The sequence below is a fragment of the Lysinibacillus sp. FW301-JW8 genome, assembly GCF_058788755.1.
In genome coordinates, this window is sequence record NZ_JBYTBB010000002.1 from 34,045 (window position 1) to 54,415 (window position 20,371).

Consider the following 20,371-nt stretch of genomic DNA (forward strand, 5'->3'; position numbering starts at 1 on the left):
GATGAATGAATTAATTCCGCATTTCACGGTTTTCTTGTTAGTACTTGTGCGCGTATCGGCATTTTTTGTTACGGTTCCTTTCTTCTCGTACAGAACGATTCCTCCACAAGTCAAAATAACTCTCGCACTCGTTTTAGCTTGGATGATGTATTATACGATAGACGTTGAGCCATTTGCCTTTAATGGTGATTACATACTATTAGTGATGAAAGAAGCCCTTATTGGACTGCTACTCGGTTTAGTAGGCTATATCATCATGTCGGCTATTCAAATAGCCGGAAGCTTTATTGATTTTCAAATGGGGTTTGCTATCGCTAATATTATTGACCCGCAAACAGGAGCACAAAGTCCTTTAATTGGGCAATTTTTTAATATGTTAGCATTGCTCTTACTATTAGCTATTAATGGACATCATATGATTCTTGATGGCATCTATTATAGTTATCAATTTTTACCGATGGATCAAGGATTTCCCCATTTCTCGAGTGACAATTATATTACGTTTATTATAACAACATTTACGGCTGTTTTTGCCATTGCCTTTCAAATGGCTGCACCTGTAGTAGCAACATTGTTTTTAGTTGATTTATCGCTCGGTATTACTGCTAAAACAGTCCCGCAGTTAAACATTTTTGTAGTCGGTTTCGCTATTAAAATTGGTGTAAGTTTTTTAGTGTTATTTACAATGATGGCTGTAATGATTCAGGTTATCCAAAAGTTGATTAGCATTATGATTTATGCAATGCGAGATTTTATGGCAATTTTAGGTGGTGGGTAAAATGAAGCTACTACTAGACTTAGATTTACAATATTTTTCCGGAGAAAAGACGGAAAAGGCGACACCTAAAAAACGACAAGATGCCCGAAAAAAGGGTCAGGTTGTTAAAAGTCAGGATATTTCCAGTGCAATTGTCATGCTCATGGTCTTTATCTTCTTATTTTTCTTTGCAGGTTCAATGCGAGACGATTTACTGGCCTTTTTCAGACAAACTTTCATTCATAATATACGCGTAGAAACACTAACGATAGAAAGTGTCATACATTTATTTATAGAAACGTTGGTGCAGATGGCATATATCGTTGTTCCAATAATGGCAATAGCCTTTGTAGGAGCCTTAGCAGGTAACTTTCTGCAATTTGGTTTTTTATTTACTTTAGAGCCTATGAAATTTGATTTAACGAAGATGGATCCAATCAAGGGATTAAAAAAAATATTTTCAGTTAAGGCCATTGTAGAGCTGATTAAGTCCGTATTAAAGATTGGCTTTATCGGTGGTGTTACGACAATTATTGTATGGACTAATTTGCCAGAGGTTTTGGCATTATCCTTTAAAAGTCCTGGTATTACGCTTATTACAGTGGGCAAGCTTGTAGGAATCATGGGAATTGCAGCTTCTCTCGTCCTACTCTGTGTATCCATTTTAGATTGGATGTACCAAAAACATGATTATGAAAAAAATCTTAAAATGTCTAAGCAAGATATTAAAGATGAATATAAAAATAGTGAGGGTGACCCGCTAATTAAATCAAAAATCAAACAGCGTCAACGTGAAATGGCGATGCGTCGTATGATGTCTGAAATTCCTAGCGCGGATGTTGTCATTACAAACCCTACGCACTATGCAATTGCTCTCAAATATGATGAGAATAATATGGATGCTCCTCGCGTTGTAGCGAAGGGGACAGACTTTATCGCTCAAAAGATTAAACTGATTGCAAAAGAACATGATGTCATTATGGTTGAAAATAGACCATTGGCACGAGCAATGTATGATCAGGTAGAAATTGGCGATCCAGTACCAGAAGAGTTTTTCAAAGCAGTGGCAGAAGTGCTTGCTTATGTTTATCGAATTAAGCGGAAAATTTAAAGTTTTTTAAGTAGGAGGGACACAAATGAAAGTTCGCGATATAGGGGTTTTAGGTGCGGTTATTTTAATCGTTGCGATGCTCATCATCCCTCTTCCTCCGTGGATGTTAAGTTTCTTAATCGTCATTAATATTACATTGGGATTAATCGTACTTTTAACAGCAATGAGTATGAAGGAAGCATTAGATTTTTCAATATTTCCTTCCGTTATTTTACTGTTAACCTTGTTCCGACTTGGACTGAGTGTTTCCACAACACGTGCCATTTTGGCGTACGGAGATGCTGGTTCTGTTGTTGAAACCTTTGGTGATTTCGTAGTCGGCGGTAATGTTCTTGTTGGATTAGTTGTATTCTTAATTCTAGTGTTAATACAGTTTATCGTTATCACAAAAGGAGCAGAGCGTGTAGCTGAGGTAGCAGCACGGTTTACACTGGATGCGATGCCTGGTAAACAAATGAGTATTGATGCTGACTTAAATGCAGGAGTTATTTCTGAGCGAGAAGCACGTGAACGACGCGATAAAGTATCGGGTGAAGCGGATTTCTACGGAGCAATGGATGGTGCCACAAAATTTGTTAAAGGGGATGCCATTGCCTCTATGGTAATGGTTATTATCAACCTGTTATTTGGGATTATCATCGGTGTTGTTCAGATGAAGCTTCCATTTGCAGAAGCAGCAACTCATTTTTCTAAGTTAACTGTTGGAGACGGCATTGTATCTCAAATTCCTGCGCTATTAATTTCTACAGCGACAGGTATTGTTGTAACTCGTGCATCCTCTAAGGGAAGTCTTGGCGAAGATATTACAGGTCAGCTCTTTGCACAAGCAAAACTGCTCTATGTTGCGGGCGGTACAATTTTATTGCTGGGGTTATTTACGCCTATCCCGAACTGGGTTACACTTCCAATCAGTATTTCACTAATCGCTGGTGCATATATGATGGAGCGTAAGAAACCAGAGGATGAAGAAGAATTACTTGAAATTGAGGAAGAAGTGGCAACAGATGGCATGAAGAGCCCTGAAAACGTTGTGAATTTATTAAATGTGGACCCAATTGAATTTGAATTTGGCTATGGACTAATACCTTTAGTGGATGCCGCTCAAGGTGGAGATTTATTAGACCGTGTCATTATGATTCGTCGTCAACTAGCATTAGAACTAGGGATTGTTATTCCGGTTGTCCGTATTCGAGATAATATTCAATTACAGCCAAATGAGTATCGAATTAAAATTAAGGGTAACGAAATGGCACGCGGTGAACTATTACTTGATCATTATTTAGCAATGAGTCCAGGAGATGATGATTCTATTGAGGGCATTGACACAGTTGAGCCTTCATTTGGTTTACCTGCTAAATGGATTACTGAGCAAGTGAAAGAAGATGCTGAAATGTTTGGCTATACAGTCGTTGATCCACCAAGTGTTGTTTCAACACATCTAACAGAAATGATTCGTGCCAATGCTTATGAGCTACTTGGTCGTCAAGAGACAAAGCAGCTAATCGATCATTTACGCGAGACACATCCAATTTTAGTAGAAGAATTGACACCTACTCCATTATCAACAGGGGAGATTCAAAAAGTGTTGGGTAAATTACTTCGAGAAAATGTTTCTGTCCGCAATCTACCAATTATCTTTGAAACACTAGCTGATTATGCAAAATTAACTAGCGATACGGATATATTAACGGAGTATGTGAGGCAATCTCTGGCGCGTCAGATTACTTCACAATTTGTTGGAGACGGTTCATCATTGAAGGTTATTACTGTTTCGGGTAAAGTAGAGAAAATGATTGCTGATAGTATTCAACAAACCGATCATGGTAATTACTTGGCAATGGACCCGCAAGATTCTCAAATTGTACTGGAATCCATTGCAGCTGAAATAGAACGTGTTTCCTTTATGGAGCAATCAGCTATTATTTTATGCTCTCCTGCTGTTCGTATGTACTTGCGTCAGCTAACAGAGCGTTACTTCCCGCAGATTCCTGTTCTATCCTATAACGAACTTGATGCTACGGTTGAAATTCAAAGTGTTGGGGTGGTGAATGTAGAATGAAAATGAAAAAATATTATGCATCTTCCATTCCAGAGGCTATGAAGCTTGTGCGTGCTGAGTTAGGTGAGGACGCTGTCATTTTAAATTCAAAAGTAGTAATCACAAAGAAATTTTTCGGGATCATTAAAAAGAAAAGTTTTGAGGTAGTGGCAGGTATCGATTCAATGGAGCCAAAGAACTTGGCTCCAACACCTGCCGAAGTACCTGTAATACCGCCTAAAAAAGAAAATGTAAGGCTGCAAGAAATTACCCATGCTGTTCAAGCCAAAATACACCAAGGACAGCCGCAGCAAGATGTGTCCTTACATGAAGACACAGGCATTCCTGATGAATTGAGGAAGGAAATTGCAGATTTAAAATCTTTAATGCAATCTATGCATAAAAAGACTACCCAAGCTCAATATCCCGATGAACTCTTCCCCTTCATTGAATACTTAAGACAGCAGGAGCTAAGTGAAGAGCTCATCACGGAGATTGGTGATGAGCTTTTTATGCATTTTAGAGAAGCATCAGAAATTAATTTTTCACAATGTAAGCTGATAACGAAAAATTTATTGCGTAAAAGGCTAGAGGATTTCCCAATAGGAGGAATATCCTATGAAAGAAAATACATTAATGTTCTTGGTCCTACAGGTGTTGGCAAAACAACGACTATCGCAAAAATGGCAGCTAGAGCAGTTTTAGAGAAGAAGAAAAAAATAGGATTTATTACAACTGATACGTACCGAATTGCAGCAATCGAGCAATTGAAAACATATGCAGGACTTTTACAGGCACCTGTCGAGATTGCCTATAATGCAACGGACTTTGAACAAGCCATTCAACGTTTGGCTCATTTAGATTTAGTATTTATCGATACAGCAGGTAGAAATTATAAAGAAGTAAAATATGTCGATGATTTACAGCGTCTAATTAAATTCGATGATCAAGCGGAATCCTTCTTAGTCCTTGCCATGACAACAAAAGAGAAGGACATGGCAAACATTATAGAGCAATTTAAGCAATTATCAATTGAAAAATTCATTTTTACAAAGCTAGATGAAACAAATTCTATTGGCACAATGATTAATTTAATGATTAAATATAATAAAGGACTTGCTTACTATACAAATGGTCAAGAAGTACCAGAAGATATTGAAGAAGCTAATCTAGAAGCAGTGCTTAATTTGTTTTTCCAAGGTGAAGAAAAATGAGAGACCAAGCTGAAACATTACGCTTGAAAATGCTAAGGCGGCAAGGTGATTTAGGTAGAGCCATTGCTGTTGTAAGCGGCAAAGGTGGGGTAGGTAAAAGTAACTTCACAATGAATTTTGCAACTATGCTAGCGAATAAAGGGAAAAAAGTTGCAATCGTTGATATGGATATTGGTATGGGGAATATCAATATCTTAATAGGAAAAAATGTTTCTTATAGTTTAAAAGATTACTTGGAAGGAAATAAGTTACTAGATGAAGTGGTATTTGAGGGTCCATACGGTTTAAAGTATATTTCAGGTGGATCTGGCATGTCGAGTGTCCTAGAATGGTCAGAAATGTTGCTTGAACGACTCATACATGCATTTGAGCAACTACAAAAAAATTTTGATTATATCTTATTTGATATGGGGGCAGGAGCAACTAGCTGGTCATTAGATTTACTGACGTCAATTGATGAGATTATTGTTATCTCAACGGCTGAGCCAACTTCTATTACAGACGCCTATTCGATGATGAAATATATTCATGTAAGAGATATGGATAAACAGTTTTATATTCTCTGTAATCGTGCTTATAGTAAGGAAGAAGGAATGGAAACCAATGAACGATTAAAGCAGACCATGAAACGTTTTTTGGACAAAGAGGTTACTGTTTTAGGATCATTACCCGAGGATGCAGTTGTGCGTAAGGCTGTGCGCGAGCAAGTACCTTTTTCACTTGCTTATCCGGACGCACTTATTTCGAAGACACTTCAACTTATAGTGGCTCGTTTTATGGAACACCGTGTGGAGGAAGTTCACGCACATGATCAGTCAGCGAGTAAATTCTTAACTAAATTAAGAAGTATTTTTTCGAAAGGGCGTGATTAATTGGACTTTTTACATAAAAGCAAGCTACTGGTAGTTGATGATTCTGCTTTTATGAGAAAGCTAATTAGTGACTTTTTTGTTGGTAATTCGAAGGTTGAAGTAGTTGGAACTGCACGAAATGGGAAAGATGCGATAAAAAAAATTCAAACATTGAGGCCGACAGTTGTGACAATGGATATTGAGATGCCTGAAATGAATGGACTTGATGCTTTAAAAGAAATAATGACAATATGTCCAGTTCCAGTGGTGATGCTTTCTAGTACAACTCAACGTGGTGCTGAAAATGCCTTATCAGCGATTGAATTTGGAGCAGTGGATTTTGTCGCAAAGCCGAGCGGAACAATTTCTCTTGATTTACATAAAATCCAAACTGAACTTGTCCACAAGGTTGAACAAGCATCATTGGTACCTATTTCAAAATTAAAGAAGCCTTCTGGTAGTAAAAGACAACAAGAACCGGCATTAAACGTGAGTACCATAAGAAGAGAATCACTTAATGAAGGAAAGATAGCCTCTCCTGTCAATATTTCTCCAACAAGAGTAGAGCTATCAAGGTCACGTGTGGAGTGGAATAAAATAGGTAGGAAAATTGTGTTGATTGGTACTTCTACTGGTGGGCCAAGAGCGTTACAGGAAGTCATTACAAAAATACCTAAAACAATTCAAGCACCGATTTTAATCGTCCAGCATATGCCAGCCGGATTTACAAAATCACTTGCAACTCGTCTTGATCAGTTAAGTGAAATTACTGTAAAAGAAGCCGAGCAAGGCGATATTCTCCAAAATGGAGTGGCCTATATTGCACCAGGCGGGTATCATCTGAAACTTCGAAAAGTAGGTACCTCCTTTGGCATTGTTCTAGATAGTAATGAACCACCTAGATCCGGACATCGCCCTTCTGTAGACGTGATGTTTGAAGATGTGAGTCAATGGAAAGATTTTGATAAGGTAGCTGTGATTATGACAGGTATGGGTCAAGATGGTTCAAATGGACTAAAGGTACTAAAAAGTACTGGCAATGTAATTGCTATCGCTGAGTCAGCCGAAACATGTATTGTATATGGAATGCCAAAAGCAGCAGTAGAAACGCAGCTTATTGATGAAGTTGCAGATGTAGATGATATTGCACAAACAATAATGAAATATTTGCCTTAAAAGGGGTGTCCTCTTATGGAAGTAAATCAATATTTAGAGATGTTTATCGAAGAAAGTAAAGAACATTTACAAGCATGTAGTGAACATTTATTAGAATTAGAAAAAAATCCGGAAGATTTGGCGATTGTTGGGGAAATTTTCCGTTCGGCACATACATTAAAAGGTATGTCTGCAACGATGGGCTTCGAGGATTTAGCAGATTTAACGCATAAAATGGAGAACGTATTAGATGCAATCCGAAACGAGAAAATTCATGTGTCGCCAGAAATTCTAGATGTTGTCTTTGAGTCTGTAGATCATTTAGAAGAAATGGTGATGGACATTGCAAATGGTGGAGATGGAAAGCGAGATGTATCTTCAACCGTTGCTCAATTAAAGCGTATTGAATTAGGTGAGGAAGCGATTCCTGAAGTAGTAACTACTGAGACACCAGCTACAGCTGTAGCAAGTGTGTTAGAGTATGACAGCTTTGAACAAACAGTTATTGCTCAATCTACTGAACAAGGTTTTAATGCATTCGAAATTTCAGTCAAATTACGTGAGGACTGTCTTTTAAAAGCAGCACGAGTATTTATGGTGTTCGAGATTTTAGAAAAAGATGGGGAAGTTATTAAAGCAAATCCATCAGTAGAAAAGCTTGAAGACGGACAGTTCGACCAACAATTTTACGTAGCTTTCGTAACGAAAGAATCTGCTGAAGATATGCAGAAAAAGATTATGAGCGTTTCAGAAGTTGAAGAAGTGATTGTCGCAACTATTGAGACACCAACTACTGATGTAGCAAGTGTGTTAGAGTATGACGGCTTTGAACAAACCGTTATTTCACAATCTGCTGAACAAGGTTTCAATGCATTCGAAATTTCAGTGAAATTACGTGAGGACTGTCTTTTGAAAGCAGCACGTGTATTTATGGTGTTTGAAATATTAGAAAAAGATGGGGATGTCATTAAATCAACTCCATCTGTAGATAAGCTTGAAGACGAACAGTTCGACCAACAATTTTACGTAGCTTTCGTAACAAAAGAATCTGCTGAAGATATGCGGAAAAAGATTATGAAAGTTTCTGAAGTCGAAGAAGTGATTGTCGCAATGATCGAACTAAAGCAACATAGCGCAAAAGAACAAGCAATTCAAGAAGTAGTGGCAACAGCAACGGTAGAAGTTGAGGCTCAACCTGCTACTGCACCAAAAACAAATACTGCAAAACCTACACCTGCAAAAGCAGCGGCGCCTGCTAAGGCTGAAAAAAATCATGCGCCTGTTGGTAATAAAACAATTCGTGTAAATATCGAGCGACTTGATATATTAATGAACTTATTTGAAGAACTTGTTATCGATCGAGGACGACTACAGTCTATTGCAACTGAAGTTAACCATGGAGAGTTAAATGAAACAGTGGAACGTATGAGCCGCGTCATGGGTGACTTACAAACTATTATTTTAACGATGCGTATGGTTCCGGTTGAAACAGTATTCAATCGCTTCCCGAAAATGATTCGTCAGTTATCTCGTGATTTAAACAAGAAAATTAACCTCGAAATTATTGGTGCTGAAACAGAGCTAGATCGTACAGTTATCGATGAAATTGGGGATCCACTTGTTCATTTAATCCGAAATTCTGTTGACCATGGTATTGAAAATCCTACTGCGCGTCGTGCTAAAGGCAAGCCAGAAGAAGGAACAGTTGTACTACGTGCATATCATAGTGGTAACTATGTCTTTATCGAAATTGAGGATGATGGCGCAGGGATTAACCGTGATAAAGTATTAGCAAAAGCAATATCAAAAGGTGTTGTGACACAAGAGCAATCCTATTCAATGTCAGATAAGCAAATTAACGAGTTAATTTTAGCATCTGGGTTCTCTACAGCTGATGTCATTTCAGATGTATCTGGGCGAGGCGTTGGATTAGACGTTGTGAAAACAACAATTGAATCTTTAGGTGGAAATATTTCAATTGAATCCACACAAGATGTAGGATCAATTTTCTCAATTCAATTACCTCTAACATTATCGATTATTTCTGTTATGTTAGTAGAAATTGAAAAAGAGATTTATGCTATTCCACTTTCATCAATAATTGAAACTTCTATTATCCGTTCATCAGAGATTATGAATGCACATAATCAAAAAGTAATTGACTTCCGTGGTAAAGTTGTCCCGCTTGTGTTCTTAGAAGAAATCTTCGAAGTGCCTCGTAAAGAGCAGCAGGATGATGAATTCCATTCAGTAGTCATCGTTCGAAAAGGTGAGAAACTTGCTGGTTTAGTTGTGGATTCATTCATTGGCCAACAAGAGATTGTACTGAAGTCATTAGGCAATTACTTAACAAATATCTTTGCTATTTCAGGTGCAACTATTTTAGGTAACGGAAAAGTAGCCTTAATTGTGGACTGTAACGCACTTATAAAATAAGTAAGGTGAATGAATAAGAGAGGTGTAAATCATGACAAATGCAGTGGAACAAGAAAGTATTAAAGTAATAGTCTTTCAATTAGCCGATAAAGAATATGCAATCCCAGTGTCACATGTTCAAGGGATTGAAAAATTAATGCATATTACACGTGTACCAAAAACGGCGAAATATGTGAAAGGTGTCATAAACCTTCGTGGTGTCGTAACACCTATTGTTGATTTACGAGAAAGATTTGATTTACCAATTTCTGAGCACGAAGAAACAACACGTATTATTATTATTTCATTAGAAGATATGGAAGTAGGCTTCGTCGTAGACTCTGCAAATGATGTATTAGACATCCCTGCTAATTCAATCGAGCCACAGCCAGAAGTAGTCGGCTCGCTTGAAGAAGAGTTTATTTCAGGAGTTGCTAAAATTGATAAACGATTATTAATTTTATTGCATTTAGAGAAAGTACTAAATCCACTAAAGTAGGGATCGATAATGACATTTAATCAAAAGATTACATCACTACATTTAGATGTATTAAAGGAAATTGGGAATATTGGTGCTGCGCATGCTGCGACAGCACTTTCCAATTTACTCGGAAAAAAAATTGACATGCGAGTACCAAAGGTAGAAATGGTGTCGTTTAATGACATGATGGAGCTTGCTGGTGGATCTGAAAATGTTGTAGTTGGCATCTTTCTACGCATCGAAGGTGATGCTGAAGGCAGTATGTTCTTTATCTTGCCAATCGAACAAGCGAATCGTTTTATCCGTCGTCTTATTTATGATGAAACATTTGACTTTAAAAAACGACCAGTTTCAGAGTTAGGATTATCAGCTATGCAGGAAATGGGGAATATTTTATCGGGTTCCTATTTATCCGCGTTATCTGACTTTACAAATTTGAAAATTTATCCAACTGTACCAGGACTAAGCGTTGATATGTTTGGTGCTATTATCAGTATTGGCTTAATTGAATTATCACATGTAAGCGATAATGTTATCGTCATAAACACATCCATTTTTGAAGACGGTGTAGAGGATCACGAAACAGTAAGGGGCCACTTTTTCTTATTGCCCGATCCAGATTCATTTGATGCTATTTTTAAGGCATTGGGAGTTTCATAGATGATGCTGAATAGTAGTAGCGGGCTAGTTATTAAAGTTGGGATTGCACAAATGGATGTGGTAAAATTACCAAACACCATCAGAACATCAGGTCTTGGATCTTGTGTAGGTGTTATTTTATATGATGAGTCAAAAAAAATTGCTGGTTTAATACATGTGATGTTGCCAGATTCAAGTTTAGGTAGACAGGAGTCAATAAACGTAGCCAAATTTGCTGATACAGGTATTTCGGCTATGATTGACTTATTAAAAATAGAAGGCGTACAAAAATTCAAGTTAAAGGCAAAAATTGCAGGTGGTGCGCAAATGTTCCAATTTACTTCAGATAAAGACTCGATGCGCATTGGTCCACGTAATGTAGAGGCTGTAAAACGTGAGTTGAAACTTCATGGCATCCCATTAGTTGCTGAAGACACTGGTGGTAATAGTGGCAGAACAATTGAATTTAATCCCGCAACGTCAACATTACATATTCGAACAGTTAACCAAGGAGTGAGCGAAATATAATGTTTGGTTCTATTTTTTACAACCTATGGGGAGCGCTAATTGCCTTTTCAATTTATTTTTTTAGTACATTTCAAAAACCTCTTACGCCACTACGTATTCTTATAGGATCATTTGTAGTAGCCATAATTGTGTTTTTCGTAATGTATATAGTTCGCTTTATAATTGCCTATATTTTATATACACCAGAGGATAAAGAAGCAATTGGTGAAGGTGAGTTGGAAGAAAACGCATCCGACGAACTTCAAGAAGGCAATCAAGAAGCATCTTCTGCTAGTTCAACTGTTGAATTTCAGGATGAAAGCTCAGAAGAAATTGCTCAAGTTGTACGAACGATGATGAGTCGTGAAGAGCATCAGCAAGTAAATGCATAAAATAAGGGGTCGCGAGTTGCGGCTCTTTTTTTGTTATAGTGAATGCATTGAATAGCATCAAGCAATGAAAATTAGGACCTCATTTCTTGTTATTAACTTCTCAATAAACATTTTTTCATAAATGCACAAGTTATAGAAACTAAGTTAAATACTTAGCAATGAACTAAATTATACACACTCATAAATTTAAACAATATGTAAGAGAGTAGGAGAAACAAATGAAATTATGGTCGATTCTTGCTATAATGTAGGAAAGAATGGTAATCACTTTATCTTCATTCAGTGGGTGTCCAAACACCTATTGAATGATAAATGCGTTTTCTTAAGAGAGGTGGATTTCATGACACAACCAAATCTAAACGATGAACAAAAGCTGTGGAACCGTTGGATACATGACCGTGATCCAGATGCTGGGGATTTGCTGATTAAAAAATATATTTCACTAGTTTCTTATCATGTACAACGTATTGGCGCGAGCTTACCAAAAAATGTATCTAGAGACGATCTAACAAGCTTAGGCATGGTAGGTCTATTTGATGCATTAAATAAATTTGATATTAAGAGAGATTTGAAATTTGATACATACGCTTCTTTTAGAGTAAGAGGAGCAATTATAGATGGTTTACGTAAGGAAGATTGGTTGCCTCGTTCTGCTCGTGAAAAAGCTAAGAAATTAGATGTTCAAATTGAACGGTTAGAACAAAAATATATGCGTCATGTAACACCAGAGGAGCTTGCTGAAAATTTGGAATTACCAGTGGAGGAAGTCTATCAAACTGTACAGGAGCATTTCTTTTCAAATGTCCTTTCCATTAACGAGCAACAAGATCAGGAAGAAACGGATGGAAAGTCATTTGTTATTAGGGATGATACAACAAAAACGCCTGAACAGGTTATTATCAAATCAGAATTATTGGGTGATTTAGCGGAGAATATTCAAAAATTGAATGAAAAGGAACAATTGGTGCTTAGCTTATTTTATACAGAGGAATTGACCTTAACAGAAATCGGTGAAATGCTTGAATTATCAACTTCACGTATTTCACAAATTCACTCAAAGGCGCTATTAAAGCTGCGAAAGTTATTATCTAGTGAGATGATTAATGCTTAATGATGATTAGATACATAACATTAAGGGAGGAATTCCAATGAGTTTAAAGGGTGTAGAATTACAAATTGCTATTCCAAAAACGTTTGAGGCAGGGAAAATGGCAGATCAGGCACAGCAGCAAACTTTGGCTCAACAAGCACATGCAAATGAAGCACTGAAAAAAGAAATCGATCGCAAGCAAAAAATTGTAAATACTTCAGAAGGTATGGATGAGATTAGTGAAGACGAAGAAGCGGGTGGCGAGTACATTAAGGGAACTCGCAAAAAAAAGAAAAAGAGTGACAAGCAAGAAAAACAGGCACGACATCCGTTTAAAGGGAATTTTGTAGATTTTAGTGGATAGGAGTTTACTATGACAACCATACTAATTACGATTCTATTTTTCTTACAGTTGCTTTCATTTTACTTCCTTATTATTTTAAATACGAAATTAGCTAAATTTAAAGATTTAGAAAAGAAACAGGAACGTTTAATGCGCGAAATGGATGATACAATTAGTGTCTATTTAGCAGATATGGAAGATGAAAATAATCGTTTAATACAAGAATTGCAAAGCGTTTCAAAATCAGAAGTGAAAGTAAATGCTTTGCAGCAAACTGAAAAAATTGTTATTCAGAAGGAGCAAGAACCGCTTACTGAAAAAACGAAAAAAGAACAAGAATCTGCTACTTTAGCGACTGACTCACGAAAATATATACCTAAAAACATTGTAGCGAGTGCTTATTCACGTCAGCAACAAACTGTTTCAAAAGCAGTACAATCTGCTAGTATGACGAATGAGGCAGAAAAGGAACAACCAAAGGTATTAACAATAGAGCAACAAGCCATTGAATTAGCGAAACAAGGAAAAACATCAGAGGAAATTGCGAAACAACTCCAAAAAGGCAAGACAGAAATCGAGCTTTTATTGAAATTTCATGGCTAAAACAGTTGCGAATAGGGTAAAGCTATGATATAGTTGCAAATGGTGTTGTTACTACACACGCATTTTGATGTAGTAAGTGGTGCTCTAAGATTAGGGTAGCTTGTTGCAAGCGATAAATGCGGAGGATAAAAACCAAACATACTAGGAGGAAATTCACATGTCAGTAATTTCTATGAAACAATTACTTGAAGCTGGTGTACATTTCGGTCACCAAACTCGTCGTTGGAACCCAAAAATGAAGAAATATATCTTCGTTGAACGAAACGGGATCTATATCATCGACTTACAAAAAACTGTTAAAAAATTAGAGGAAGCTTATGACTTCATGCGTCAAGTTGGTCAAGACGGTGGTAAAGTTCTTTTCGTTGGTACGAAAAAACAAGCACAAGAAGCGATCAAAGATGAAGCTGAACGTTCAGGCAACTACTACATCAACCAACGTTGGTTAGGTGGTACTCTTACAAACTTCGGTACAATTCAAAAACGTGTTGCGCGTATGAAAGAAATCGAAAAAATGGAAGAAGTAGGAACTTTCGAAGTTCTACCTAAAAAAGAAGTAATCCAACTTAAAAAAGAACACGAACGTCTAATCAAATTCTTAGGCGGTATCCGTGATATGCACGACCTTCCAGACGTAATGTTCGTGGTTGACCCACGTAAAGAACGTATTGCGGTTGCTGAAGCTCGTAAATTAAACATCCCTCTAGTAGGTATTGTTGATACAAACTGCGATCCAGATGAAATCGACTACGTAATCCCTGCTAACGATGATGCTATTCGTGCTGTTAAACTTTTAACTGCTAAAATGGCTGACGCTTTAATCGAGTCAAAACAAGGTGAAGAAGAAGCTCCAGCTGTAGAAGCTGCTGCTGAGTAATTCACGTTTACAAAAAGGTGATAAGTGGCTCAGAACCCTTATCACCTTTTTTAGAACCTATCACTAAAATTTGTCCAACCAATTTGAGGAGGAAACACTAAATGGCAAACATTACTGCACAATTAGTAAAAGAATTACGCGAAAAAACTGGCGCTGGTATGATGGATTGTAAAAAAGCGTTAGTACAAACAGATGGCGATTTAGAAGCTGCAATCGACTTCCTACGTGAAAAAGGTCTATCTTCAGCTGCTAAAAAAGCTGACCGTATCGCTGCAGAAGGTACAACTTACATTTTAGAAAATGGTAACGAAGCAATTATTCTTGAAGTAAATGCTGAAACTGACTTCGTTGCTAAAAATGATAAATTCCAATTTTTAGTTACATCTTTAGCAGAGCAATTACTTGCTGCTAAACCTGCATCTGTTGAGGATGCATTAGAGCTTTCAAATGCTGAAGGTGTTAAAATTGTTGACCAAATTTCAACAGCAGTTGCAACAATTGGTGAAAAAATCAACCTTCGTCGTTTCGAAGTGAAAACTAAATCAGATGCGGATGCATTTGGTTCTTACTTACACATGGGTGGTCGTATCGGTGTATTAGTAACTTTAGAAGGTTCTACAAATGCTGCTGCTGCAAAAGATGTTGCTATGCATATCGCGGCAATCAACCCAACTTATGTTTCTCGCGATGAGGTTTCTGCTGAAGAAGTTGAACGTGAGCGTAAAGTATTAACTGAACAAGCACTTAACGAAGGTAAACCAGAAAACATCGTTGCTAAAATGGTGGAAGGTCGCCTTGGTAAATATTTCGAGGATGTTTGTTTACTTGACCAAACATTCGTTAAAAACTCTGACCAAAAAGTGCGTGACTTCGTTGCATCAACTGGTGGTTCAGTAAATGGTTTCGTACGCTATGCAGTAGGTGAAGGTATCGAAAAACGTGAAGATAACTTTGCTGAAGAAGTAATGAGCCAAGTTAAAGGTAACTAATTTAGCTTGCGTTTGATCCTAACCAAATAATATCTAGATTTTCTAGACAAAAGAATGGGGAACACAACATAGCGTGTTCCCTATTTTTCCGAAATTAGCGAAAAAGAGATATAATAGACTCATTAGCAAAAGTTGTGGCTGATATTTGTTAAAAATGTAAGCTATTTATATAAGTTGATTGTAGTGGAGGCTTGGCGACTCCTTGGGGATCAGCGTCACAGATGAGACCCTGGAGCGAAGCGAAGCGGCTCATCGGACGCCCCCAGGAAAGCGCCTAGCCGGAACGGAAATCAATCAACTTTATGGTGTAATGAGCCACATAATTTTCTATTCTGCCTTATTCATAACTAGCAATTATTGTTATTTGTACTATAATGGAAAAGGGAATAGAGATGTTTTAAATAAAGTCTGACGGAGGTTTACAATGAGTGTGCCACAATATAAACGAGTAGTTATAAAATTAAGTGGTGAAGCGTTAGCGGGAGAAGCTGGCTTCGGTTTATCACCAAAAATAATCAAGGCTGTTGCAGAGGAAGTAAAAGAAGTAGTAGATCTTGATGTAGAAGTTGCTGTTGTTGTAGGTGGCGGTAATATATGGCGTGGAAAAATCGGTAGTGAAATGGGGATGGATCGTGCGGCAGCAGATTATATGGGTATGCTTGCAACGGTTATGAACTCTCTAGCATTACAAGATGCACTTGAAAAATTAGGCATTGAAACACGTGTCCAATCTTCTATTGTGATGACACAAGTAGCAGAACCATATATTCGTCGTAAAGCAGTTCGTCATCTAGAGAAAAAACGTGTGGTTATTTTTGCTGCAGGGACAGGTAATCCGTTCTTCTCTACTGATACAACTGCTGCATTACGTGCAGCGGAAATCGATGCAGATGCGATTTTAATGGCTAAAAATAATGTAGATGGTGTTTATTCAGCAGATCCTAAAATAGATACAAATGCCATTAAATACGATACACTCACATACTTAGATGTTATTCAACAAGGTTTACAAGTAATGGATTCAACAGCTTCTACTTTATGTATGGATAACGATATTCCGTTAATTGTCTTCTCAATTACAGAACAAGGTAATATTAAACGTGCCGTACTAGGCGAGAAAATTGGAACAGTTGTTAGGAGGAATGCATAATGGCTAAACAAGTATTGGAACAAGCTAAAGAAAAAATGAACAAAACAATCGCTGCTTTCAGTCGTGAATTATCATCAATCCGTGCAGGGCGTGCTAACGCATCACTATTAGATCGCATTACGGTTGATTACTATGGTGCACCAACACCGATTAATCAGCTTGCAGGTGTTGCGGTACCAGAAGCGCGTTTATTAGTTATTACGCCTTACGATAAGACAATCTTAGGTGAAATCGAAAAAGCGATTATGAAATCAGATATTGGTATTACACCAACAAATGACGGCTCTGTCATTCGTTTAATGATTCCTGCTTTAACAGAAGAGCGTCGTAAAGATCTTGTGAAGCAAGTGAAAAAAGAAGCAGAGGATGCAAAAATCGCTGTACGTAACGTTCGTCGTGATGCTAATGACGATCTGAAAAAACTTGAAAAAGCTGGCGAAATCACAGAGGATGATCTACGTGGCTACGGTGAAGATATTCAAAAATTAACAGATGAATTCATTGTAAAAGTAGATCAAGTAACGAAAGAAAAAGAAAAAGAAATTCTAGAGGTGTAAGCAGACGCTTTACATATCTAAGATGGAACTTTTTAAGGAGATGAAGGCGTCCTATATATATCAGGACGTCTTTTCTCTTTACAATTAGATCTTAATGTATCAGATTTAGTCAAATCTCATACATTCAAGCTTTTAATTGTCTTAGAGAAATACCTTTCAACTATTTTTGCTTTCTTTTTTGGATTAAGAAGAACTGTTCTTTACGTGAAACTAAAACATAGATGAGGATTGCATGAGATAAAGGGAAACACCCCTTAAAAACCTTACTTGTAAGTAGTTCTAAATGAAGCTGGTTCATACATAGTCAATTTAGAGGGAAAAAAAAGACAAAACGTGCTTTTGTTTGTTATGATAGGTTAGTATACGTCCGATTAGTTGTAGTGGGGGAGTTAGCATGTTTAAAAAGCTATTAGGTAAACAAATAAATATGGATACACTATCATTGGGGGAACGTGTTGCCCTTGCTAAAAGCGAGCCAATTCCTGCCCATGTTGCGATTATTATGGACGGAAATGGACGTTGGGCAAAAAAACGCGCGATGCCTCGTGTTGCCGGGCACCATGAAGGTATGAAGACGGTACGAAAAATCACTAGATTTGCGTCAGATCTTGGAATAAAGGTTTTAACGGTGTATGCGTTCTCAACAGAAAACTGGAAGCGGCCAAAAACAGAAGTAGATTTTCTTATGCGTCTACCTGTTGAATTTTTAGGCTCCTTTTTACCAGAAATGATGGAACGTAATGTACGTGTGGAAATGATTGGAGATCCTGCTTTATTGCCCGCACATACACAGAAAGCCTTGTTTGAAGCGATGGAAGAGACGAAGCATAACACAGGGTTAATTTTAAATTTTGCCTTGAATTATGGAAGTCGTTCTGAAATGGTCAATGCAATGAAAACGATGCTTCAAAAAGTGCAAGATGGTCAATTAACGCTACAAGATATAACAGAAGAATGTTTAACATCTCATTTAATGACAGCTCATTTACCAGAGCCAGATTTATTAATTCGTACAAGTGGCGAAGTACGATTAAGTAACTTTATGCTATGGCAGCTCGCCTACACAGAATTTTGGTTTACAGATACATTGTGGCCAGATTTTAGCGAGGAGACCTTACTGGAAGCGGTGGAAAACTATCAGAAACGTAATCGCCGTTACGGTGGGTTGAAGGGAGAAGAAACAACTTGAAACAACGAATCATCACAGCAATAATTGCAGCTGCGCTTTTTATTCCATTTGTTATTTATGGAAATGTACCATTTACACTACTTGTGCTTGCAATGGCTGTTGTCGGCTTTTATGAAATACTAAAAATGAAAGGTATTTCACTTTTTTCAGTGCCCGGTATTTTAGGGTTACTCATTTTACTATTACTTGTTATACCGAAGGATTGGTCGGGTAAGGTAGTAGAAGCAATTGGCTATTCTTCTAATTTGATGGTTGTGTATGGCATCGTTATGCTTTTGCTAATTTATGTGGTTCTTGTCAAAAATAAAATAACATTTGATGAAGTTGGTTTTATATTATTAGGTGCGTTTTATGTAGGCTTAGGCTTCCATTATTTAGTTGAAACAAGAAATGAAGGACTAGTATATGTTGTCTACTGTTTACTAATTGTTTGGACGACGGACTCAGGAGCGTATTTTGTTGGAAGAAAGCTAGGTAAAAATAAGCTATGGCCAGAAATTTCACCAAACAAAACGATAGAAGGATTTATAGGCGGTATTGTGATTGCGGTAATCTTCGCTGTAGGGATGCAGGCAATTTACCCATTTGCAAATGGCTATATCTCACTTATTTTCATCACAATTTTTGCATCAATCATCGGGCAGATGGGTGATTTAGTGGAGTCCGCCATAAAACGTCATTTTGATGTAAAGGATTCAGGAACAATATTACCTGGACATGGCGGAATTTTAGATCGCTTTGATAGTCTATTATTTGTTGTGCCATTATTACACTTTTTGCATTTTTTAGGAAATTAAAGCCATCTAGATTAATGTGAACGTAGTATTTCATTTGTTAGAGAGAAAAAGGGGACAATTTGTCGTGAAAAAAATTAGTTTACTTGGTGCAACGGGGTCTATTGGCTGGCAAACCTATGATATTTTAAAGGAACAACATAATGCCTTTCAGCTAGTCGCATTTTCTTCTGGGAAGAATATCGAGAAAACGCGTGAAATGATTGAAGCTTTGAAGCCAGAGTTGGTGTCTGTTCAGCGAGAAGAGGATGCATTGACACTGGCTAAAGAGTATCCTCACATCCAATTTTCATTTGGAGAAAAAGGACTTGTTGAGGTGGCTACACATCCAGATTCTACAGTTCTTGTTAATGCTGTTCTTGGTAGTGTCGGTCTAGAGTCAACATTAGCTGCAATTCGAATGGGGAAAACAGTTGCCATTGCCAATAAAGAAACACTTGTAACGGCTGGTCATTTAGTGATGGCAGAGGCTAAGAAATATAATGTTGCAATTTTACCAGTTGATAGTGAGCATTCTGCAATCTTTCAGTCAATGAATGGTGAAAATCCAAAAAATATCGAACGTTTAATTATTACTGCCTCTGGTGGCAGCTTCCGTGATAAATCACGTGATGAATTAAAGCATGTAACCGTTGCAGATGCACTCAATCACCCAAACTGGTCAATGGGTGCGAAGATTACCATTGATTCAGCTACAATGATGAATAAAGGACTAGAAGTCATAGAAGCACATGTCCTTTTTGATATGCCTTATGATAAAATTGATGTACTTTTACATAGAGAAAGTATTATTCACTCTCTAGTTGAGTATCATGATACTAGTGTCATTGCGCAGCTCGGTACTCCAGATATGCGTGTACCTATCCAGTATGCCTTAAGTTATCCAGATCGTATGCCTTTGCATAATGGACAACGGCTCAATTTAGCACAGATTGGTCAGCTGCATTTTCAAGAAATGGATTTCGAACGTTATCCAGCATTGCGTCTTGCCTATGAGGCTGGGCGTACTGGGGGTACTATTTTAACAGCGATGAACGCAGCAAATGAGGCGGCAGTTGCGGCATTTTTACAAGGGAAAATAACATTCCTTGAAATTGATGAAACAATCGAACGTGTGATGCAGGCACATAACAACATTTTAGTGCCAGATTTACAGACAATTTTGCAGGTAGACGGTGAAACAAGAAAAACAGTGTTAGACATGGTAAAATAACAAAAG

Annotated in this window: 21 protein-coding genes; all 21 read left to right on the forward strand. The window is 37.4% G+C overall.

Features of this window, described 5'->3' with window-relative positions; genetic code table 11:
• The first annotated feature begins 1 nt into the window (after window position 1).
• Window positions 2–778: a flagellar biosynthetic protein FliR gene (fliR, locus tag AC3WOM_RS01150; protein ID WP_492444459.1), complete on the forward strand. Its 777-nt coding sequence runs from the start codon at window positions 2–4 to the stop codon at window positions 776–778.
• Window position 779: 1 nt separating this feature from the next.
• Window positions 780–1,868, forward strand: coding sequence for a flagellar biosynthesis protein FlhB (gene flhB / locus AC3WOM_RS01155; RefSeq protein WP_492444461.1), 1,089 nt, complete (start codon window positions 780–782; stop codon window positions 1,866–1,868).
• Window positions 1,869–1,893: 25 nt separating this feature from the next.
• Window positions 1,894–3,927: a flagellar biosynthesis protein FlhA gene (flhA, locus tag AC3WOM_RS01160; protein WP_492444462.1), complete on the forward strand. Its 2,034-nt coding sequence runs from the start codon at window positions 1,894–1,896 to the stop codon at window positions 3,925–3,927.
• On the forward strand, window positions 3,924–5,120 hold the full coding sequence (gene flhF, locus AC3WOM_RS01165; protein ID WP_492444463.1) for a flagellar biosynthesis GTPase FlhF: 1,197 nt from the start codon (window positions 3,924–3,926) through the stop codon (window positions 5,118–5,120). The genes flhA and flhF overlap by 4 nt, the downstream gene beginning before the upstream one ends.
• Window positions 5,117–5,992 (forward strand): MinD/ParA family protein, encoded by an 876-nt coding sequence (locus AC3WOM_RS01170; RefSeq protein WP_492444464.1) that lies wholly within the window; start codon window positions 5,117–5,119, stop codon window positions 5,990–5,992. Before flhF ends, AC3WOM_RS01170 begins: the two co-directional genes overlap by 4 nt.
• Complete coding sequence (locus AC3WOM_RS01175) at window positions 5,993–7,147, forward strand: protein-glutamate methylesterase/protein-glutamine glutaminase (protein ID WP_492444466.1); 1,155 nt, start codon at window positions 5,993–5,995, stop codon at window positions 7,145–7,147.
• A 15-nt stretch (window positions 7,148–7,162) separates the two neighbouring features.
• The gene (locus tag AC3WOM_RS01180) at window positions 7,163–9,562 is read left to right on the forward strand and encodes a chemotaxis protein CheW (RefSeq protein WP_427540428.1); all 2,400 of its coding nucleotides are present in this window, start codon (window positions 7,163–7,165) and stop codon (window positions 9,560–9,562) included.
• 31 nt (window positions 9,563–9,593) lie between these two features.
• Complete coding sequence (locus AC3WOM_RS01185) at window positions 9,594–10,040, forward strand: chemotaxis protein CheW (RefSeq protein WP_427540425.1); 447 nt, start codon at window positions 9,594–9,596, stop codon at window positions 10,038–10,040.
• A gap of 9 nt (window positions 10,041–10,049) precedes the next feature.
• A complete protein-coding gene (locus tag AC3WOM_RS01190) occupies window positions 10,050–10,682 on the forward strand; it encodes a chemotaxis protein CheC (protein WP_492444469.1) in 633 nt (210 codons plus the stop codon).
• Window positions 10,683–11,189: a chemotaxis protein CheD gene (locus AC3WOM_RS01195; protein ID WP_427540419.1), complete on the forward strand. Its 507-nt coding sequence runs from the start codon at window positions 10,683–10,685 to the stop codon at window positions 11,187–11,189.
• Window positions 11,189–11,560 (forward strand): hypothetical protein, encoded by a 372-nt coding sequence (locus AC3WOM_RS01200; RefSeq protein WP_492444471.1) that lies wholly within the window; start codon window positions 11,189–11,191, stop codon window positions 11,558–11,560. Before AC3WOM_RS01195 ends, AC3WOM_RS01200 begins: the two co-directional genes overlap by 1 nt.
• Before the next feature lie 340 nt (window positions 11,561–11,900).
• Complete coding sequence (locus tag AC3WOM_RS01205; RefSeq protein WP_427540414.1) at window positions 11,901–12,671, forward strand: FliA/WhiG family RNA polymerase sigma factor; 771 nt, start codon at window positions 11,901–11,903, stop codon at window positions 12,669–12,671.
• Window positions 12,672–12,708: 37 nt separating this feature from the next.
• Window positions 12,709–13,014: an RNA polymerase subunit sigma gene (locus AC3WOM_RS01210; RefSeq protein ID WP_427540411.1), complete on the forward strand. Its 306-nt coding sequence runs from the start codon at window positions 12,709–12,711 to the stop codon at window positions 13,012–13,014.
• 9 nt (window positions 13,015–13,023) lie between these two features.
• Window positions 13,024–13,596: a hypothetical protein gene (locus AC3WOM_RS01215; protein WP_492444474.1), complete on the forward strand. Its 573-nt coding sequence runs from the start codon at window positions 13,024–13,026 to the stop codon at window positions 13,594–13,596.
• A 157-nt stretch (window positions 13,597–13,753) separates the two neighbouring features.
• On the forward strand, window positions 13,754–14,473 hold the full coding sequence (gene rpsB / locus AC3WOM_RS01220; RefSeq protein WP_427540405.1) for a 30S ribosomal protein S2: 720 nt from the start codon (window positions 13,754–13,756) through the stop codon (window positions 14,471–14,473).
• A gap of 101 nt (window positions 14,474–14,574) precedes the next feature.
• Entirely contained in the window at window positions 14,575–15,462 is an 888-nt protein-coding gene (gene tsf, locus AC3WOM_RS01225; protein WP_427540402.1) for a translation elongation factor Ts, read from the forward strand.
• Between the two features lie 424 nt (window positions 15,463–15,886).
• Window positions 15,887–16,612, forward strand: coding sequence for a UMP kinase (gene pyrH, locus AC3WOM_RS01230; RefSeq protein ID WP_427540400.1), 726 nt, complete (start codon window positions 15,887–15,889; stop codon window positions 16,610–16,612).
• A complete protein-coding gene (gene frr, locus AC3WOM_RS01235; protein ID WP_427540398.1) occupies window positions 16,612–17,169 on the forward strand; it encodes a ribosome recycling factor in 558 nt (185 codons plus the stop codon). The genes pyrH and frr overlap by 1 nt, the downstream gene beginning before the upstream one ends.
• A 394-nt stretch (window positions 17,170–17,563) precedes the next feature.
• On the forward strand, window positions 17,564–18,358 hold the full coding sequence (gene uppS, locus AC3WOM_RS01240) for an undecaprenyl pyrophosphate synthase (RefSeq protein WP_492444477.1): 795 nt from the start codon (window positions 17,564–17,566) through the stop codon (window positions 18,356–18,358).
• Complete coding sequence (locus AC3WOM_RS01245; RefSeq protein WP_427540392.1) at window positions 18,355–19,155, forward strand: phosphatidate cytidylyltransferase; 801 nt, start codon at window positions 18,355–18,357, stop codon at window positions 19,153–19,155. Before uppS ends, AC3WOM_RS01245 begins: the two co-directional genes overlap by 4 nt.
• A gap of 64 nt (window positions 19,156–19,219) precedes the next feature.
• The gene (gene dxr, locus AC3WOM_RS01250; protein ID WP_492444480.1) at window positions 19,220–20,365 is read left to right on the forward strand and encodes a 1-deoxy-D-xylulose-5-phosphate reductoisomerase; all 1,146 of its coding nucleotides are present in this window, start codon (window positions 19,220–19,222) and stop codon (window positions 20,363–20,365) included.
• Window positions 20,366–20,371: the final 6 nt, after the last annotated feature.

Coding starts and splice junctions, on each gene's coding strand:
- fliR (WP_492444459.1), top strand. CDS start 2: ATGAATGAATTAATTCCGCATTTCACGGTTTTCTTGTTAGTACTTGTG.
- flhB (WP_492444461.1), top strand. CDS start 780: ATGAAGCTACTACTAGACTTAGATTTACAATATTTTTCCGGAGAAAAG.
- flhA (WP_492444462.1), top strand. CDS start 1,894: ATGAAAGTTCGCGATATAGGGGTTTTAGGTGCGGTTATTTTAATCGTT.
- flhF (WP_492444463.1), top strand. CDS start 3,924: ATGAAAATGAAAAAATATTATGCATCTTCCATTCCAGAGGCTATGAAG.
- AC3WOM_RS01170 (WP_492444464.1), top strand. CDS start 5,117: ATGAGAGACCAAGCTGAAACATTACGCTTGAAAATGCTAAGGCGGCAA.
- AC3WOM_RS01180 (WP_427540428.1), top strand. CDS start 7,163: ATGGAAGTAAATCAATATTTAGAGATGTTTATCGAAGAAAGTAAAGAA.
- AC3WOM_RS01185 (WP_427540425.1), top strand. CDS start 9,594: ATGACAAATGCAGTGGAACAAGAAAGTATTAAAGTAATAGTCTTTCAA.
- AC3WOM_RS01190 (WP_492444469.1), top strand. CDS start 10,050: ATGACATTTAATCAAAAGATTACATCACTACATTTAGATGTATTAAAG.
- AC3WOM_RS01195 (WP_427540419.1), top strand. CDS start 10,683: ATGATGCTGAATAGTAGTAGCGGGCTAGTTATTAAAGTTGGGATTGCA.
- AC3WOM_RS01200 (WP_492444471.1), top strand. CDS start 11,189: ATGTTTGGTTCTATTTTTTACAACCTATGGGGAGCGCTAATTGCCTTT.
- AC3WOM_RS01205 (WP_427540414.1), top strand. CDS start 11,901: ATGACACAACCAAATCTAAACGATGAACAAAAGCTGTGGAACCGTTGG.
- AC3WOM_RS01210 (WP_427540411.1), top strand. CDS start 12,709: ATGAGTTTAAAGGGTGTAGAATTACAAATTGCTATTCCAAAAACGTTT.
- AC3WOM_RS01215 (WP_492444474.1), top strand. CDS start 13,024: ATGACAACCATACTAATTACGATTCTATTTTTCTTACAGTTGCTTTCA.
- rpsB (WP_427540405.1), top strand. CDS start 13,754: ATGTCAGTAATTTCTATGAAACAATTACTTGAAGCTGGTGTACATTTC.
- tsf (WP_427540402.1), top strand. CDS start 14,575: ATGGCAAACATTACTGCACAATTAGTAAAAGAATTACGCGAAAAAACT.
- pyrH (WP_427540400.1), top strand. CDS start 15,887: ATGAGTGTGCCACAATATAAACGAGTAGTTATAAAATTAAGTGGTGAA.
- frr (WP_427540398.1), top strand. CDS start 16,612: ATGGCTAAACAAGTATTGGAACAAGCTAAAGAAAAAATGAACAAAACA.
- uppS (WP_492444477.1), top strand. CDS start 17,564: ATGTTTAAAAAGCTATTAGGTAAACAAATAAATATGGATACACTATCA.